Origin of the sequence: Mucilaginibacter sp. (assembly GCF_025362475.1) — a bacterium.
Lineage (GTDB): Bacteria > Bacteroidota > Bacteroidia > Sphingobacteriales > Sphingobacteriaceae > Mucilaginibacter.
In genome coordinates this window covers 17481-36350 of record NZ_JANYGH010000025.1, presented here as the reverse complement: position 1 = coordinate 36350, position 18870 = coordinate 17481, and the positions used below count along the sequence as shown (strand labels likewise).

Sequence of the window (18870 nt, the reverse complement as noted above, 5' to 3'; positions counted from 1 at the left end):
ATTACTACCACATGGGCAGCCTTAACAGAAGGCTTACCTTATAATAGGTACTATCCTTCAAGTGTGGATTCAGTAGTAAATAACCAGGTTACGAAAGCTCCTTTTTGGATGTTTTAAACACATTATCCTCAAACCAGCCTTTTGTTGCCCCCGTTAATTCAGGGGATGCTTTTTTATTAATCGTATCAAAAACCCATTGCAGATTTTTTTCGCCGAGAGACTCCTTGATCTTATTTTCGGTATCAATCATAGCCTTATGAATGGTGCAATAGTCGCCCTTTTTCCAGGGCAGATTTTCCTGATCTAATAAGATGCAATTGTCTCTTATCCCATTACATTCAAAAAAAGATATCTCGCCCTCAACCGCCAAAACAATATCCAAAAAGGTAATTTCGTCTGGAGCCCTGGCCAAAGAATAGCCGCCTTTTACGCCGATATTCGACTTTACAATTCCCGATTTTTTGAGTTTGGTAAAAGTTTTGGCGAGATACGTTTCAGATATATTCTGAAATTTAGCCAGATCGCGAACGGTGATCGTACTCCCTTTAGGATTACCTACAAAATACACTAAAGAGTGTATCGCATACTCCACATTTTTTCCTAAAGTTGGCATCCGGTTAGTTTAAGTGATGTTTTTGTTTATTGCTCAAAAATAAGCAATTGATTACTATGCTGATCGTATGTATTCTAATATACAGGCATTTCCGTAAACGAATCGCCCAGGGCCTGTTCTAAATTCTCAGCAAATCCGCCTCCAATAATTAGCAATTGTTTTACCATTTTTGTTTAATTTAGATAATTACGATAATACTTATCGCAAATAACGATAAATAAAATCAAGTATTTATTGCCGTCCATTTGTAAACCCCGTATTTGTCAGAAATTGACGTAATTATGTCAGAAACAGCGGCGCAAAGTCCTTTATCGATTAATTAAAAGCATAGCTTCCTAACTTAGCGGCGGCAGCAACTCTTTCTGGCTGCAACCTATTAAACAATCCTGTATTGTTTTTTTAAAACAAGCCTTAAGTTTGTAAACATGACCATGGAAAACGCAAAAGGCTGGATCGCCCATTTAAAGCTCCAACCACATCCCGAAGGCGGATATTACAAAGAAACATTCCGATCAAATCAAACAGTGTTTAGGAAAACCGGCGGGCCTCTTAAACAGGCCTGCACTTCTATTTATTATTTATTGGAAGGAAATGATTTTTCCGGGTTCCACCGCTTATCGTCTGATGAGATCTGGTATTTTCATAAGGGAACTCCGTTGCTGATCCACGTTATTGATCACGATGGTAAGCTGGGGAGCTTTGAGCTATCGGATATAACAACGGGCAGTTTATCTTTAGCCATTGAGGCGGGTTGCTGGTTTGCCGCAGAAACCATTACACCCCATGGGTTCTCCCTTGTTAGTTGTGCGGTTGCTCCCGGGTTTGATTTTAGCGAATTTGAGATGGGTAAAAAGGACGTGCTACAACTGCTATACCCGGAGCATAAGAACATTTTAAACAGGCTTTGCAGGGATTAAATGTACCTGTAAAAGAAAGTAAACCAGGAAGCACCAGTATATTACTGATGCTTCAGGTTACTCCCAGGTTTTAATGGTTTAGGCTTTGATCTCGAGATACTTGTTGTGTTTTCTGAGGATCTGTCCTGGGCTAAAGCTGTTATGCAAAACAGCATGATTATAAGTGTAGCGATAAGGTATTCCATTGTTTTTGAGGTTAACAAGTGCTTATAAATTGTATATTGTACCTGTTATTCCCGGTTGTAAACAGGCTTAACAGACGCTATTTTTTATTTTCCCTTTTTTGTTTTGGTAGTACAATTTTATGGAGCAGCCAGTCAGTACACAATACAAAGCTGTTGGTATTTTTTGCCGCATGAAGAAAAAGTAGATTTATAAATAATTACTACGATGGAAATGACAGCCGAAAAAATATCAGTGATCATAGCAGATGATCATACCCTATTTATAAACGGACTTTGCATGCTATTGCAAAATGAGCCCGATATTGAGATCATGAATATTGCCGCTAATGGCAAAGAGGTGTTGGGCCTGTTACATACCAATACACCCAACCTGTTATTGCTCGATATAAATATGCCGGGCATTAATGGCTTCGAGGTGCTTAAGCGGGTAAAATCCTATCATCCTAAAATTAAAGTGATCATGCTTTCCACCTATAATGAAGAGCACCTGATTGAAAAAGCAAAAGCCGCCGGCGCCAACGGCTACCTGTTTAAAAATGCCGAAAAGAGTGAATTGTTAAAAGCTATGCGCCTGGTGGCGCAGGGCGAACTATGTTTTCCATACAAACAACCGGTTACCAATTCAACGTTTAATGAATCGGATCCTTTTTTAAAACAATTCCAGCTTACCAAAAGAGAAGCCGAACTATTACAATTCATTAAACAGGATTTCACCAATCAGCAAATGGCCAATCACCTTCATTTGAGCATTTATACGGTTGAAACGCACCGTAAAAACATCATGCAGAAACTGAATTTAAAAAACCCGGTAGAGCTTACCCGGTTTATACTACAGTATGATTTATAGGGCTTTATTGATAACGGGAATATAAACTGATACCAAGGTACCCTTGCCCACCTGCGAATCAAGCTCAACCTTACCATTTAAAAAATTGATCCGCGATCGCAGGTTGCTCAACCCCATCCCTTTGTTGATGCCGGGATTGCTGGCATCAAATCCTTTACCATTATCTTCAATAGTTAAGCTGATATTATCCTTGTCTCTTATCAATGAAATATCAAGCCTGCTTGCATTAGCATGCTTCATTACGTTATTTACACTTTCCTGTAGCACCCGGTATAAAATAATTTCTGTAGTATCATCAAATGGCGCATCAAAGCCCCTGCTAAAGAAATTTATAGCGATGGCTTCGTTTTCAATATTCTCAATAAACTGTTTAACCACCTGCGCCAGGCCTGTTTTATGAAGCGCCCAGGGCATCATGTTGTGCGATATTGTTCTTACCTCCTTAAAGCCATAATCAACCAGGTTAATTACCTTCTCAAACCGTTTTCGTTGTTCATCGTCTACGAAAGGCAATTCGCCGCCAATAACTGTCAGGTTAATTTTTGCTGCAGACATCGTTTGGCTTACGCTATCGTGCAAATCCTGGGCTATTCGCCTGCGTTCGCTTTCCTCCGCTGCAATGATAGCCTGCATGGCGATGTTGCGTTGCTTAAGCTGTGTTTGCTTATAATAAATAAACCCTATTACAAGTATCAGCAGTATAAAAATAACGATGCCCGTCATCCAGTAATTACGCTTTGTTATCTCAAACTGCTGTTGCAGTAGCTGGTCTTCCCGTTGTGTTATCTCGTATTTAGTCTGTAGCTCATCAATGCTTTTTGAATTTTTGGTGTTATTCAAAGCATTTAATGCCAAGCGCTTTTTTAAATAAATAAGCGCTTGCCTGTAATCGCCTGTTTGCCCGTACAAATCAGCTATCTCGTTTACGGCGCTGGCTTGCATATCTGTGTAATTTATTTTAGTGGCATATTGTAAACAGCTTTGTAAGGCATCAAGTGATTGGGGGTACATTCTTTTACTCTTATAAACCAACCCCAGATTAAAATAATTGATGGTAAGCGCCAGGGTATCGTTTAAAGCTTTTTTGGTATCGATAGTTTTTAAAATATCCTGGGCAGATTCATTTTTCTGTTTAATGCTCCCCATAACATCAACCATAAAATTATGGCTATAAGCTTCGGATGTATTTTCTTTTGCTTTTTTAACAAAATCCAAAGAGTCGCTTATATCAAAAGACTGCCTGAAATAATTTAAGGCCTCGCGGTAGTTATGTTTGGTTTCATACAACAATCCAACCTGGTTTAAAGCAGTCATCAGCACGCGCCGCGACCCGGTTTTAGGGGCGTAGGAAATTGCCCTGCTGTAAAACTCCAGCGCTTTATCGTAATTCTTTAGTTTAGCATATTGCGTTGCCAGCTCATTATAGTTGTCTGCTAAAATATCTGCCTGGTTTATTTTACTCAGAATGCCCGCGGCCTTGTTATAATAGTAAGCCGTAGAATCATAGCTGCCTGTTAAATACCAGGCTTTTCCAATATCTCTCCATATTAAGCCGAGCGCTTTTTTATTATTTAATTTGGTTGCAAGGCCTAACCCTACCTTTGCAATTGCAAAAGTTTCATTTGGATTTTTTAGTGATGAATAGCTTGTAATTTGCGTAGCAGCGTTTAACCGTTTTTGAGCTGGGGACTTACTGAAAACTATTTTTTTTAAACTATCAATATTTTGACCGGAACACGGAATTACGGCTAAAATAAACAGAACTAAAAAAGAGTATTTCATATCCGGGTATATGTTCCCAGCTAAAGATAGTGATTTATATGCTGTCGGAAAAAAACTGCAATTGTGTAATAATAATTATCAAAGCCGATAGTATAGCCAGTAAAGAGAATAGCGTTTGCCGTTGCCTTGCGTCAATAATGTCTGGTATTTTACCCGTACTCTGCAATCTTTTACATCTAAGCCTGTACCTGTATGCTAATACTATAAATGGGATGGGGATACAGTAAATCAAATATTCCAAATAGCTGCTCATGACATTTTTCTTTAGGTTAAAAAATCTGTTGTTATAGCCCTGTGTTTAATAAAGTCATCAATTTTCCATCGTGACTTTTGGCTGTTTTTTATAACACAATTTTATGGACCTGCGCCAAGGCCTACAATACAAAGCAATTGGTATTTTTTGCGACCCTGGTAAAACGTAAGTTTACCAATGGTGAGTAGGGTGGATAAAGACAGAAATAAGCGAGCGGAATGATGCTATCAAAAAGTGCAGATGCTTTTGGCATTAATGCACCTATAACCCGCGAATTAATAAAAAAGATTAACTTTAATAATGAATGATTTGGAATGAATTTGAAACATCTGGTGGGTATAAAACCGTTTAAAAACACATTGACTTTTGGTTTTTGAATAAAATTTCCTGGATATCCATCAGCTAACCAAATTCATCATTGATAACGGTGTTGCCCGTCTTCTATAAAAAGATAATTATTGAATGAAAACATCATACCCACAAAAAAAAACGGAAAGAATCCGGGGTCGCACTAAATTACTGCCGATCTTGATTTTGACGTTTATAGCTCTTGCCTGCTCCTTAAATGAGGCAATGGCCCAAAAAAGTAATTTATCGGACTGGAACGTTCCGCCACCATTGCCACCCCGCAACCTGCCAAAAGGAAATACAGGGAAATTGGTACCCGGTAAGCCAATTGTACTAACGCTTAAGGATGTTCCTGCAATTTCGCTGCCACCCGGACCGGCCGTGCAGATGCAGGCCCTGGCTGCTATTGCCACTACATCACCATTGGTAAACGCCCCCGACCAGCCAACTATATTGGGTATTGAAACGGGATCGGCAGCAATACCATTGCCCGGCGTGCCCCATGCACCACCGCTGCCGCGACAATCGCCCCAGGACGTACCGGTTACCTCCACTTTTGATCTGCCTGTTCCGGAATCCCCAGAGATGCCGGTTTCTGCCAAGGAGCCTACACCATCGGGGCAAGCCTCAACTGTAAAGGGACCACTTCCTGTAATGCCGGATGTGATGAACCAGCCTACCTCCGTGTTACCCCAGGGTAACGGCCCGGCTATATGGTCTACTCCCGGTATCCTGGAAAATGTAAGCTTTAAGCTGGTAAAACCGGCAGCAAAAAAAGCGAGCAGATCCCGCGGTAAAAGCGCAAAAAAAGTTAAATCTCCATCACCCAAAAAGTAATGGCAATAATGGCATAATGTCAATAGATACCTATAGGCATTATTACAAAAACACAAAAATGAAAACTACACCAATGGGGTTTAAACATATATTAATTATAATATTAACATTGATTAGTGGTGTTACATCTGCGCAGATGAGATTTAAGGCGGGAGATGAATTTCAAAGACATGTAATTACAAAATCAAACTGTGTACTGCAGCGCGGCAGCCAAACCTTACATGTTGGCTCAGTTTCTATAGTTGTTAAAACTTACAAAGTAACCGATGCTTCTCCAAAGGCAGCCTCATTTACAATCACCACAGATAAGCTTGTTGATACAATAAATGCCATGGATCAAAACCTGGTATACAATTCAGGCAAGCCAGCCGACCCTAATTCAGTTATTCAAAGCGGTTTGCAGAAAATGGTAAATGCCCAATCAATGGTTTCGGTAAATAACAAAGGCGAAATATTGAATTTAAAACGCCCTGCTTTTGTAAATGATACGCTTTTGTCGTTCACCGGGATACAGCCAGAGCATTTGTCGCCAGGCAGCACGTTACAATTCATGGTAGATTTCCCGGTAAATCCCACGCTGAAAAAGGGCTATTCATGGGCCGATGTTACGCCATCAGCAACAACCAATTATACAATTTACGCTATAAATGGCCTAACCACTACTATAACCTACAAAACCTCCGTTTTAGGCGGTAATTTAAATAGCCGGATTAATGGTTCATTATTAATAGATAATAACACCGGTGTTGTTTTAAAACGATATTCGCAAACCGTTTCTACCGGGTACGAAATGGTAAATGGCATCGTGTACACCGCCACCCGCAGAACCGCCATTACGGAGGTCAGCATTAAAAAATAAATATCATTATACCTATCCCGGGAAGTAATTGTTAAAGCCCTTTTTGTCATCCTTTGTTCCTCAGGATGACAAACTTTTCAAACGTCATTTTCCTTTCAGTGTTCCCCGGATAGTAAACCTACCCATGACGTATTGGATTTTGAGGCGTTTGGACCTGTCAGTCTGAGCCTGTCGAAGACTCGCGCGGAGAGGCCTTTGCCCGCTATCCTTCGACAAGCTCAGGATGACAGCCTTTTTTTGTTACGTCATTTTCTCCTTCAGAGGCCACCAGATTTTACAACTCGCAATGAAGATCTATTTTTTTTAAACAGCCTCTAAGAGATAGAAAAATCCATCATCCTATGCTATCGTCTTTTTGTATTCAACGGCTGCCATACCGGTGTAACCAGTATTTTTCCACACGAAGAGATTACCCGCAAGTGGCTGCTGTTTAAGCTCATCCTCTGTCAATCCTTTTTTTGCAGTAGTTATATACAAATCCTCAAAATTTGAACCTCCAAATGTGCAGGATGTCACGTTGGCTACCGGCAGGGGCAATGCAAATAGTTTTTCGCCTTTAACAGGGTCCCAACGTGTTACCTGCCAGCCATTCCAATGGGCAATCCATAGCATGCCTTCATTATCTATAGTCATGCCATCAGGGTAGCCGTCCCTTTCCTCAATAACAATAACCGTTCTTTTGTTAGTTATATTCCCGGTGCTTAATTCAAAATCATAGGCAACCACATTCATGGTAGGCGTATCTATAAAATAAAAGGTTTTATTATCCAGGCTCCAGGCCAGGCCATTGGATATTGTGGTATTATCAATTTTAAGGATAATGTCGTTATTGAGATCCAACATGTACAGGCTTCCCGCATTTGGCTGTTCGTCAATCGCCATTGAACCAATCCAAAATCTCCCAACAGGATCACATTTGCCATCATTAAACCGATTCTCCAACAAATGAGATTCGGGGTGAGCAAACAGGCTAAGATTTCCGTTTTTGCGGTTAATGATACCCAAACCATTTTTTAACGCCACCAGGAAATCCCCATCGTTACAGATAGCTACCGCGCCAATCATCTGCCCAACATGCAACGTTTTGCAGGTTTCCGTATCCGGGTTAAATTCGTGAATATGGCCGCCCAGTATATCTACCCAACACAAGGTTTTAGTTTTATCATCCCAAACCGGTCCCTCTCCTAAAAAGCATTCACTTTTAAAAGCAACCTCTACCATAGCTTTATTTTGATTAAGTATTTTTTTAACCTATAACCTGCCTGCAGGCAATCGTAAACGCCTTTTATTTAATTCCGTTGGGCAAAGCGCTTACTGATGTCCACCCACCATCAACAATAAGGCTTTGGCCGGTAATATGTTTGGCCTCGTCAGATACTAAAAACAAAGCGGTGTTTGCTATATCAGCCACATAAGCAGGGCGACCCATCGGGGTGATGTCCGACCAGACGCGTTCATAGTCGGCCTCCTCCATAGTACGCTCGGTGAGTGTTGCCCCCGGCGCTACCGTGTTTACGTTAATTTTATATGGCGAAAGCTCAATAACCAGGTTTTTGGCCAGCATTTCTAAAGCGGCTTTGGTCATGGCATAGGCCGCAAGGCTTTTCAATGCCTGGTGACCAACTACCGAAGATGTGAACAGGATAGCGCCCCCGTTTTCCTGCTGTTTCATTTGCTTTGCGGCCGCCTGGGCTAAAAAAAATGAGCCGCCGAGGTTAACATCCATTACTTTAGAAAAAGATTCTTTAGTATAGGTAAAAAAATCACCGTACAGGGTGATGCCCGCATTTGCTATAACGATATCCAATCGTCCGTAGCGCTCAACAGCGGTTTCCACCATTTTGTTGATAAAGGATAGATCGCTTGAGTCACCAACCATGGCTAAACATTGATCGCTATTGTTTTCATTAATCAGTATTTCTGCTTTGTTAGCCAGGTCGGCATCAATATCGTTCAGGATTACCGTGGCTCCTTTTGCAGCAAGTATTTTACAGATCTCGAAGCCAATACCCTGACCCGCCCCCGTTACTATAGCTACTTTATTTTTAAAACTCATTTTATAAAATTAATGCGAATCCCTTAAAACCTTACTCCCGGAACCACCGATCAAAAAGTCCATATCGGCGCCTAAATGCGCCTGCTGAACATGATCTGTATATAGCTTTACATATCCACGATCTGTAATAGGTGGGGGTGGCAAATATTGTTTTTTTCTTTCCGCAAGTTCCGCCGGGCTAATGTCAACATTTAATAGCCGGTTTGGCACATCAAGCGTTATCAGATCGCCGGTTTTAATCATGGCAAAATCCCCTCCGGTTGCAGCCTCCGGTGATACATGCAATACCACGGTGCCAAATCCTGTGCCGCTCATCCTGCCGTCAGAGATGCGCACCATATCCGTGATCCCTTTTTCCAGCAATTTTTTAGGGATACCCATATTGCCAACTTCGGGCATTCCGGGGTATCCTTTTGGGCCAACATTTTTTAATACCAGCACACTATTTTCATCCACCTCCAACTCATCCGTATCAATACGTGCCTTAAAATCTTCTATATTTTCAAAAACAACAGCTTTACCCGTATGCTGCATCAAATGCGCGCTTGCTGCAGATGGCTTGATAACCGCTCCCGCTTCGCACAAGTTCCCGGTTAATACAGCAAGGCCGGTGGCTGTATTAAATGGTGCGTCAACCGTAGTGATCACATCACTGTTGTACCCAATTACATTACTATAATTATCGCTGATGGTTTTTCCGTTCACGGTGATACAATCGCGGTGTAGTATATTATCCAGCGCCTTTAATACAACCGGTAAGCCACCTGCGTAAAACAGATCTTCCATGAAATATTTGCCAGACGGCTGAAGGTTTGCGATCAGCGGGATGTTCTTCGAGAGGTGATCAAAATCTTTTAACTCCAAAGGCATGCCGATCCTGCCAGCAATGGCCAGTAAGTGGATCACAAAATTGGTTGAACCGCCGATGGCTGCATTGGTTTTTATGGCATTTTCAAAAGCGTTCCTGGTCAATATATCCGATAGCTTCAGGTCTTCCTTAACCATTTCAACAATCCGCAGCCCCGAAAGCTGGGCCAAAACCTTACGCCTGGAATCGGCAGCAGGGATAGCGGCATTGCCAGGCAGCGACAAACCTAATGACTCAACCATACAGGCCATAGATGATGCTGTACCCATAACCGCGCAATGCCCCTGGCTGCGGCACATGGCCGATTCAATGGTCAATAGTTCCTCTTCCATTATTTTGCCGGCACGTACATCATCATGATACCGCCAAACATCGCTGGTGCCAATCTGCTTGCCTCTGTGGTTGCCGGTTAACATTGGTCCGCCAGATACAACTATGGTTGGCAGGTTTACGCTGCAGGCACCCATTACCAATGATGGCGTTGTTTTATCGCAACCACACAGCAGCACCACCCCATCCAAAGGATTTGCCCTGATGGATTCCTCTACATCCATACTGGCCAGGTTACGGTACAGCATGGCCGTTGGCTTCATTAACGTTTCGCCCAATGACATTACCGGGAACTCCACCGGGAAACCACCGGCTTCCAAAATGCCCCGTTTTACAGATTCGGCGAGTTCACGAAAATGGGCGTTACATGGGGTTAACTCACTCCAGGTATTACATATCCCAATTACCGGTTTACCGTTAAATTCATAATCAGGGATACCCTGGTTTTTCATCCAGGCACGGTATATAAAACCATCTTTCCCTTTGCGGCCAAACCAAGCCCTGCTTCTTAATTCTTTGTCGTCCATTGTATAATTGGGGTTTTATACCTATTCAAATTTATAGAAGCAGAAGTGGCATAAAAAACACAAATTTTGCCATTACTGATACAATATTTACATTTGTTTTAACCAATATCCAAAAAAACATCATTTGAAGAAGATTTTACGTGAGCTTTCACTTTCTACAGATGCAAGTTTTGTAGTTAAAGAAGAGATCACTTCCCAGTTTGCTGCGCCCTTCCATTTTCATGAGGGATATGAATTTACCATTATTGTAAAGGGACATGGGAAATTTTACGGTGGCGATAGGATCATGAATTTCACCGAGGGTGATATGTACATTTTCGGGCCGGGCTTTCCTCATTATTTCATCAATGAAAAATCTTTTGTTGATTCCGGAGAATTGGCCCATTCCATCATCATCCAGTTTAAAGAGGATTTTTTAGGGCATGACTTTTATTTGAAACCCGAATTTAAAATTGTAAAAGAGCTGTTTAAATTGGCCAAAAGGGGTATCAGGATCAATCACCCAACAACGCAGTTAAAGAAGCTGATTTTTGAGATTCACAAACAGAAAGGATTAAAAGCCTTAATTACGCTGATGCAACTGCTGGAAAACGTTTCTTCTCTCCAAAAGGATAAAATTACCATGATCAGCTCCGAACAGTTTAAAGAGCCGACCCGTGCCCGGGAGGGTGAAAACCGGTTAGAGGCGGTTTTCACCTATGTGCTTGAAAATTTCAAAGAAGATGTTAATACCAAGAAAGCAGCTTCGCTGGCATGCATGAATGAAGCCGCATTTTGTCGCTATTTTAAACGGCGCACCCATAAAACGCTATCGCAATTTATTAATAACGTCAGGATCACTCACGCTTCATCTTTACTGGCCGAAAAAGAACTAAGCATATCCAAGGTAAGTTTTGAATGTGGGTTTGATAACCTTTCTTATTTCAACAGGCAGTTTAAAGCTATAATGGGCAAAACACCATTTGCGTACCGCAAGCAGTTTTTGTAGGCAATTGAGTTTACACGGGAAATCGCTTTAAAAAGGTGGCACCTACGGAGCCAAAAAACGAGATATTCTTTCACTATAAACACGTAACTCCGCTGGAGTTAATGATCTATCCACTTCCAACTCCGTAGGAGTTACGTGTTTATAGTACAATAAAATCGCAAAGCCGGGCTCTGTAGGTGCCTCCTTTTTAAAAGACTTTTCCCAGAGTTTATATCGCCTCATCTATCAAATAAAGAATTGATTCGTAATTTTGAGCAACAGCTTTTGACATGGCCATTTCGCAGGTTTTTGTTGAGGAATAATACCCATCATAATTATTTTGCTTTACTTCCAGCGCCTCGGCCATAGTTGCTGAGTCAGTAAGCTCGGGAAACAAAAATCCCCGGTCGCCGGCCATACCACAGCAACCTCCATGCTTTGGCACGGTTACGTCTGCCGCAAAATGCCTGGCCAGCGCTACAAATTTATTTACCGTTTTCATTTTCTCCAAAGAACAAACGGTGTGCACAGTAATACTGCCTTTCTTTTGTTTTACAGTGACGATAGGCTTCACATGATCATGAAAAAAATCGACGCTATCCAATATGCGGAGTTTATCAAATTTTGCCTGGTTATCTGCACTGAGTACTCCCCGCATATTGTGCAAAGTGTAAGCACAAGAGCTCACATCTGTTACTACTGGTAATTGCCCATCATTACTTGATGCCCATAGTCTTTGCACAATATCATTAGCGGTATGCTCGTAGGCGTCTTTAAATCCTTTAGACGAATATATCTGACTGCAACAGCTGCCACTCAGGTTGTTTAATACACGTACTGCTACACCGGCTTTAGCGCACACGCTCATAAAGGTATCCATGATATTCTTCTCCTTCCCTTTATAAGTGCCCAACATCCTCGAGATACAGGCAGGAAAATACACAATGGTATTTGCCGGGTTTGCATGAGCACGGTTATTTACAGGTTTGCTAAAGGAAAGATGAGGGGGATAGGTCATTTGATCTGACCATAAAGGCATTGCCGGTATAACCCGCTGCCCAAATTTGGTAAGCCTATACATGGCTTTATCCCCAAAAAACTTATTGATCCCGAAGCCTATCTTCAAACCTGTACGAATGCCCCACTCCACCGTTTTAAAGTTTTTGGCAACAATGAGTGCGAGCTTGTTTTGAAAGGAAGAATGATTTTCTCTTCGTAAGCGCTTAACCAGATCGCCGGTATTGATGTCAACCGGGCAAGCGGTAGCGCAAAGGCCATCAACGGCACAGGTTTCCAAACCATCGTACTGGTACTGATCAAGCAGGAGTTTATATTTAGATTCATCACCTGCCTTTTGCAGTTTCTTTAGCACCCTTCTTATTACAATGCGCCGCCGTGGTGTGGTAGTTAAATTGCGGCTTGGGCATTTATGCTCACAATACCCGCATTCTATACACTTGTCTACTTCGCTTTCCACAGCCGGCATCTCTTTTAAATCTTTTAGATGGGCTTCTGCATCATCATTGATGATCACGCCCGGGTTTAAAAGCCTTTTAGGGTCAATGGCCTGCTTGATGATTTTCATGATATCGTAAGCTTCGCCACCCCATTCGGTTTCTACAAACGGAGCCATGTTGCGGCCGGTACCATGCTCGGCCTTTAAGCTGCCGTCGTATTTATCTACCACTAAAGCAACAACCTCCCGCAAAAACAAATCATAGCGTTTTACTTCTTCGGGTTCATCAAATGATTGCGTTACTACAAAGTGGATATTGCCATCCTTTGCATGCCCGAAGACGATGGCATTGGTGTAATTGTATTTTACAAACAACTCCTGCAGATCTAAAATGGCATCGCCCAATTTGCTTACCGGGAAGGTAAGGTCTTCCAGGATCACCGTAGTGCCGCTTGCGCGTACAGCGCCTACCGCCGGGAAAAGCCCTTTTCTAACTTTCCAGAAAAAATCCTGCTCAATTGGGTCGCTCGTAAAAACGGGGGCGTTTAATAATAAAAGTTCTGTTACTGATTGTAAAAAACCATTCACCTTAATTTCCAGCTCATCATAGGTATTTTCCTGAAATTCAATCAGCAATGCGGCCGCGCCCGGGGGCAATTCCTTTACAATTGCAGGCATCCCGACCATATTTTCAACAGATCGTAATGATGCTCTGTCCATCAATTCTACCATCAGGGCCCCGGCATCAGCGAGCGGTATAATAGCCTGGCAAGCCGAATAAATATCAGGAAAATAAATCAACGCGGTTGATTTGCACGGATAATCGGGAACGGTTTCTAACACGGCTCCGGCAATAAATGCCAATGTACCTTCGGCGCCAATTAATAAATGCGCAAGAATATCTAACGGGTGGGTATGATCAATAAAGGCGTTCAACGAGTAACCAACTGTATTTTTGGTTTGATATTTATTCCTGATCTTATTATACAAAGCGCTATTTAATTCAATACGCGCCTTCAGCTCTGTCAATACCTGGTACAGTGCGGCACATTCATTTTTAAACCGGGAGTAGTCGTTTACGTCTTCGGTACTAAACACCTTGCCATCTGGTAAAATAAACCTTATAAATTTGGTAGTGTGGTAGGAGTTAAGTTTAACACCGCAACACATACCGCTGGAGTTGTTGGATAAAATACCACCCATCATGGCCGCGCTGATACTTGATGGATCGGGGCCTATTTTCCTGTTATATTTTTTCAGGAAGGTATTAACCATTTGCCCCGTAATACCCGGCTGTACCCGCACCAGGTTTCCGGATTCTTCTATGGTGATCTTATCCCAAAACTGACTAAGATCAATCAATATACCATCCGTTATTGACTGGCCCGAAAGACTTGTACCACCGGTACGAAAAACCAGCGGGATATTATATTGATGTGAAAACTTAAATAATGCAACAATCTCTTGCTCGCCGGCAGGTTGAACTACAGCGTTTGGTACTAAATAATAAAAGCCGGCATCTGATGCAAATGATACCAGGTCAATATACCGGGTTTTGATACGGGCAGCGGGTAGTATCTTTTTTAATTCCTCCTCAATTTCCATCACAGTTTTAGTCGCGTAATTTATCCAAATCTATACTTTCAAAATCCATTTTCTTAAATTCTGGTGAATCAAATTTATTCAACTATCAAAGCTATAAAAAACACTGGGTTTGCTATTTATAGTACATTATTTACATGATGCATAGCCTATCATGATACAGATCATCAATAATTTTTACCTCCCAATTTGTGACCTACGTCATTATTATTACTGACACCTATCATACATACATCAACAGGTTTAATGAATCTTTGTGCTGTTGCTTACAGCAGGTTAAGTAATGTTTTTCGATACTTAAAAGATGCTAAAAAGCACATTTTACTATTTATGGATACGGATCTAAAATTCTTGAATATAACCACGCCCTGTAACATTGGCGGCTTCTTTATTGCAGGTATCAATTACAAAAAAACGGATGCTTCTATGAGGGGCATGTTTACAATCAGTCATGATCAGTATGAAAATATAATAAACCTGGCACCTGCTTTTGGTATATCCTCTTTATTTATTATTTCCACCTGTAACAGAACAGAAATTTATGGCTTTGCAGACCAACCTGCACAACTGATTAATTTACTATGTACCCAAACCCTGGGCAACGCCGCCTCATTTAAACAGCTTGCCTACGTAAAAAACGGAAAGAAAGCCATTGAACATTTGTTTAATGTAGGGGCAGGGCTTGATTCACAAATATTGGGTGATTATGAGATCATAGGTCAGCTAAAACAAGCCGTAAAATTTGCTAAGGACAGGGATTTTATCAACTGCTTTTTGGAGCGTTTGGTTAACGATGTACTGCAATCATCCAAAACAATAAAAAATGAAACATCGCTGAGTGATGGAACTGTTTCTGTATCGTTTGCCGCCATTAAATATATCAAGGAAACGGTAACCAACTTAGCCGATAAAAAGATCTTATTGCTGGGAACTGGTAAAATAGGAAGTAACACCTGTAAAAATATGGTAGACTATCTTGGTGCCACCGATATCACCCTGATTAACCGGACCGAAGAAAAAGCCATAAACCTTGCAGCAAAACTGAACCTGAAACATGCTCCAATGGACCGGTTAGATGAGTATATTGCATCAGCCGATATCATTATAACTGCCACTAATTCAGAAAAACCAACCATCCTTTACACCCAGCTTGAAGCATCCGGCCCCAAATTAGTGATAGATCTTTCCATCCCCTATAATGTGGAAGCATCATCCAGGAAGCTTTCAAACATTAAATTGGTAAACGTTGATGAACTATCAAAACTAAATGATGTTACCATAACGCAACGCCAGGCCGAAGTACCTAAGGCAAAAAAAATCATAAATACCTATATCAGCAATTTTTTAGCCTGGAACCAGATGCGCAAAAACGCGCCGATGCTAAAAGCCATTAAAACTAAATTAAACGAGATAGCAACCTTAAGAGACGCTGGTTTTAAAACCGGAGAAACTAATTACACCCCAATACCAAATGAGCAGCTAATACAAAAGGTATTAAAGTCCACAGCTAATAAAATGCGACATCACAATCATGGGGGCTGCTATTATATCCAGGCGATTAATGAATTTGTCAAAGCCGCTTATCAGTAATACTTAACAAGCATCAAATGCTAATTATAATATCAGGCACAATTAGGGCTACCCGGCTACCAAAAGCCGACCGATCGGACTATTTTTAAAACTTTTGCGGCTATTTTAAGTATCTTCATACATCTACATTTGTTGTGTATTTATATACTTAAATAAAAATAGCATGAACAATATCTTAGCACCCTATCACCAAAAGGGATTTCAATTAAAAAACCACCTGGTGATGGCCCCTATGACACGCAGCAGGGCAACAGGCAACATCCCTAATAACCTTATGGCTCAATATTATGGCCAGCGCAGCGGCGCCGGTTTAATTATAACGGAAGGCACCTCCCCATCGCCCAATGGATTGGGCTATGCCCGTATCCCCGGTATTTTTAGTAACGAGCAGGTTGAAGGCTGGAAAAAAGTAACTACCGCGGTACATGATGGCGGCAGTAAAATATTTGTTCAGTTAATGCATACCGGCCGGATAACTCACCCCGATAATTTGCCCCCAAACGCCGACGTGGTAGGCGTTTCGGATATTAAAGCCGCCGGGCAAATGTATACAGATAGCCTGGGCCTGCAAGATTATCCTATACCCGTAACCTTAACAACACAGGCAGTTAAAGCCACTATAGCGGAGCATGTAGCTGCCGCCAAAAACGCCGTTGAGGCCGGGTTTGATGGCGTTGAAATACATGGTGCCAACGGTTATTTGATTGAACAGTTTTTAAACCCAATACCAACAACCGTACAGATCAATATGGCGGTGATTTTAAAGCCCGGGCATCATTCGGGCTTGAAGTAGCACAGCAAATTGCCGATGCCATCGGTAAAGAAAAGGTAGGTATCCGTTTTTCGCCGTTCTCAACACTTGGCGACCTACAGGAATATGATGCAGAAGAAATACATAATACCTATGCTTACTTGGCGCATGAATTAAACAAAATAGGTATCGCTTATATTCACATCTGCTTTTCGCCAAAAATCGCTCAAAAAACATTCGATGAAATCCGTGCGGGGTTTAGCGGTACCATAATTATTTGTAATGGTAATACACCCGAGAGCGCGGCTGACACCTTAGCTAAAGGTTTTGCCGACCTTGTTGCTTTTGGCCGCTCGTTTTTAGCAAACCCCGATCTGGACGTTCGCATTGCAAACAACACACCGTTAAACGCGGTTGATTTTTCAACACTATATACACCAGATGCACAGGGATATACTGATTATCCAAAGCTGGCGGTAACTGCTTAATCTTTTATAAACAATGCACTATATATTTAAAGCAATATGGAAAATTTAAATAAAACGGTAACAATTGTTGGCCCGCAGGATGGGCAAGGCTTATCAATTGCAGGCAATTCATACCGGGTAATCATATCAGGCAAGCAAACTGATGGCAAGTATGCGCTTATTGAAATGCTGGTACCACCCGGTGGCGGCCCAGGTCCTCATGCCCACGCCGATATACAGGAAAGTTTTTATGTGGTCGATGGCGAGGTTGAGGTAAAATCCGAGGCCGGTAATTACACCGCGCGCAAAGGCTCTTTCGTTAATATTCCCTTTGGTGGTATTGTTCACTGCTTTCATAACAATACGGATAAAATTGCGCAGCTGCTTTGCACGGTAACACCTGCCGGCCTCGAACTTCTTTTTGAAGAAATAGGCCGGCCGGCCCCTTTCGGTACTTTTTTACCGCCGCCCCCGATGGATGACGAATTAAAGAAAAAATTAGGAGCCATCGCCGAAAAATATGGACAGAAACTTTACCCGCCAGATTACCTTGACCGCTAAACCATATCTTTATAAGGCATAAAATCATGGCAATAGAATTTGAGTTTGAGGTAGATAAAGGTTTTCATTTTGCCGAAGCCTTCGCCGGTCGTTTTAATGTTGATGTTATACACAACCGGGTAAACCTGCCGGGAATGCTTGGCGAGGGCTATATACAGGAAGTTTTTCTTAATAATGGGCTCTCTTTATGTATTCACCATTACCATTTAAAAGAGGAATTGGTATTGCGTCGCATGGATACATCATCCTCGACTATGCTTACTATGAAGTTTGATTGCAGGCGGATCCCTGCAGGCCAAAACAATTTACCACATGACCCTCTGTTTACCGGCAGCAATGGCAGCGAGGTAGAATTGGGTACCGGTAATTTTTTCACTGATCTTATTATACCGTCCAATCAGCATATTAATTTCCTGGTTATTGGTGCATCGCGCCAAGCCTTGCTTGATATTTTAAACCTCCGGGAAGAAGGCTGCCCGATAGAATCCCTGATCAGGGATAGCCATTCATTTGTATTGCATGAGGTAATGACCCGGGAGATGGAAAATACGTTAAAACAACTGAGCCACGTTGATCAAACCGCCCCATTGGCCATGTTGCTTTACAAAACAAAGGCCGAAGAATTGATGTATCTGTTGTTCTCCAAATTAATGACCCGGGCCGCAAGCGCCTCCATCACGGTAGATCAGGCCGATGCAGAAAAAATATACAAGCTTAGAGCAGCTATTTTAACCGACCTCAGTTTAACACCCCAGTTGCCAGAATTATCTGGCAGGATAGGCATCAGTCTTACTAAAATGAAACAGCTTTTCAGGCAAATATTTGGCGATAGTATTTACAACTACTATCAATCGGCAAGAATGAATGAAGCCGCCCGCCTGCTCGGCAACCTTTCAGTTTCCGAAACCGGCTACCAGCTTGGCTTTAGCAACCTGAGTCATTTTGGGAGGCTATTTGAAAAGCATTTTAAAATAAAGCCCAAGAAATATAAGGACGGGTTAGAAGTGAGATAGATTGTAATTGTCTATAAGAAAATTAATAATCCGTTGACCCT

Annotated in this window: 14 protein-coding genes and 1 pseudogene; 9 read left to right on the top strand and 6 right to left on the bottom strand. The window is 41.8% G+C overall.

Annotation, left to right across the window (positions count from 1 at the left end):
- Positions 1–88: 88 nt before the first annotated feature.
- Complete coding sequence (locus Q0R88_RS09785) at positions 89–613, bottom strand: Rrf2 family transcriptional regulator (RefSeq protein ID WP_295715539.1); 525 nt, start codon at positions 611–613, stop codon at positions 89–91.
- A gap of 425 nt (positions 614–1038) precedes the next feature.
- On the opposite strand from Q0R88_RS09785, the gene Q0R88_RS09780 reads away from it, so the two are divergent.
- Entirely contained in the window at positions 1039–1530 is a 492-nt protein-coding gene (locus tag Q0R88_RS09780) for a cupin domain-containing protein (RefSeq protein ID WP_295715537.1), read from the top strand.
- Between the two features lie 390 nt (positions 1531–1920).
- The gene (locus Q0R88_RS09775) at positions 1921–2562 is read left to right on the top strand and encodes a response regulator transcription factor (protein ID WP_295715535.1); all 642 of its coding nucleotides are present in this window, start codon (positions 1921–1923) and stop codon (positions 2560–2562) included.
- Here Q0R88_RS09775 and Q0R88_RS09770 read toward each other — a convergent pair.
- On the bottom strand, positions 2557–4344 hold the full coding sequence (locus Q0R88_RS09770; RefSeq protein WP_295715533.1) for a sensor histidine kinase: 1788 nt from the start codon (positions 4342–4344) through the stop codon (positions 2557–2559). The two genes, Q0R88_RS09775 and Q0R88_RS09770, sit on opposite strands and share 6 nt — an antisense overlap.
- A gap of 826 nt (positions 4345–5170) precedes the next feature.
- Here Q0R88_RS09770 and Q0R88_RS09765 point away from each other — a divergent pair.
- A complete protein-coding gene (locus Q0R88_RS09765) occupies positions 5171–5782 on the top strand; it encodes a hypothetical protein (protein ID WP_295715531.1) in 612 nt (203 codons plus the stop codon).
- Between the two features lie 58 nt (positions 5783–5840).
- On the top strand, positions 5841–6641 hold the full coding sequence (locus tag Q0R88_RS09760) for a hypothetical protein (protein ID WP_295715529.1): 801 nt from the start codon (positions 5841–5843) through the stop codon (positions 6639–6641).
- Positions 6642–6980: 339 nt separating this feature from the next.
- On the opposite strand, the gene Q0R88_RS09755 is transcribed toward Q0R88_RS09760, so the two are convergent.
- The 3 genes from Q0R88_RS09755 to Q0R88_RS09745 form a co-directional block, all read right to left on the bottom strand.
- A complete protein-coding gene (locus tag Q0R88_RS09755) occupies positions 6981–7862 on the bottom strand; it encodes an SMP-30/gluconolactonase/LRE family protein (RefSeq protein ID WP_295715527.1) in 882 nt (293 codons plus the stop codon).
- Positions 7863–7926: 64 nt separating this feature from the next.
- On the bottom strand, positions 7927–8697 hold the full coding sequence (locus Q0R88_RS09750; protein WP_295715525.1) for an SDR family oxidoreductase: 771 nt from the start codon (positions 8695–8697) through the stop codon (positions 7927–7929).
- Positions 8698–8706: 9 nt separating this feature from the next.
- Complete coding sequence (locus tag Q0R88_RS09745; protein WP_295715523.1) at positions 8707–10422, bottom strand: IlvD/Edd family dehydratase; 1716 nt, start codon at positions 10420–10422, stop codon at positions 8707–8709.
- A gap of 124 nt (positions 10423–10546) precedes the next feature.
- Between Q0R88_RS09745 and Q0R88_RS09740 the strand changes: the two genes are divergently transcribed.
- On the top strand, positions 10547–11410 hold the full coding sequence (locus tag Q0R88_RS09740; protein ID WP_295715521.1) for an AraC family transcriptional regulator: 864 nt from the start codon (positions 10547–10549) through the stop codon (positions 11408–11410).
- Positions 11411–11618: 208 nt separating this feature from the next.
- Here Q0R88_RS09740 and Q0R88_RS09735 read toward each other — a convergent pair whose 3' ends face one another.
- Positions 11619–14450, bottom strand: a complete 2832-nt coding sequence (locus Q0R88_RS09735; RefSeq protein WP_295715519.1) for an FAD-binding and (Fe-S)-binding domain-containing protein — start codon at positions 14448–14450, stop codon at positions 11619–11621.
- Between the two features lie 327 nt (positions 14451–14777).
- On the opposite strand from Q0R88_RS09735, the gene hemA reads away from it, so the two are divergent.
- The 4 genes and pseudogenes from hemA to Q0R88_RS09710 all read left to right on the top strand — a co-directional run bounded on the left by hemA (position 14778) and on the right by Q0R88_RS09710 (position 18829).
- A complete protein-coding gene (hemA, locus tag Q0R88_RS09730; RefSeq protein ID WP_295715517.1) occupies positions 14778–16037 on the top strand; it encodes a glutamyl-tRNA reductase in 1260 nt (419 codons plus the stop codon).
- 163 nt (positions 16038–16200) lie between these two features.
- A pseudogene (locus Q0R88_RS27195) lies at positions 16201–17276 on the top strand (alkene reductase).
- A 36-nt stretch (positions 17277–17312) separates the two neighbouring features.
- Positions 17313–17816: a cupin domain-containing protein gene (locus Q0R88_RS09715; protein WP_295715515.1), complete on the top strand. Its 504-nt coding sequence runs from the start codon at positions 17313–17315 to the stop codon at positions 17814–17816.
- Positions 17817–17842: 26 nt separating this feature from the next.
- Positions 17843–18829: an AraC family transcriptional regulator gene (locus Q0R88_RS09710; protein ID WP_295715513.1), complete on the top strand. Its 987-nt coding sequence runs from the start codon at positions 17843–17845 to the stop codon at positions 18827–18829.
- The last annotated feature ends 41 nt before the right edge of the window (positions 18830–18870 follow it).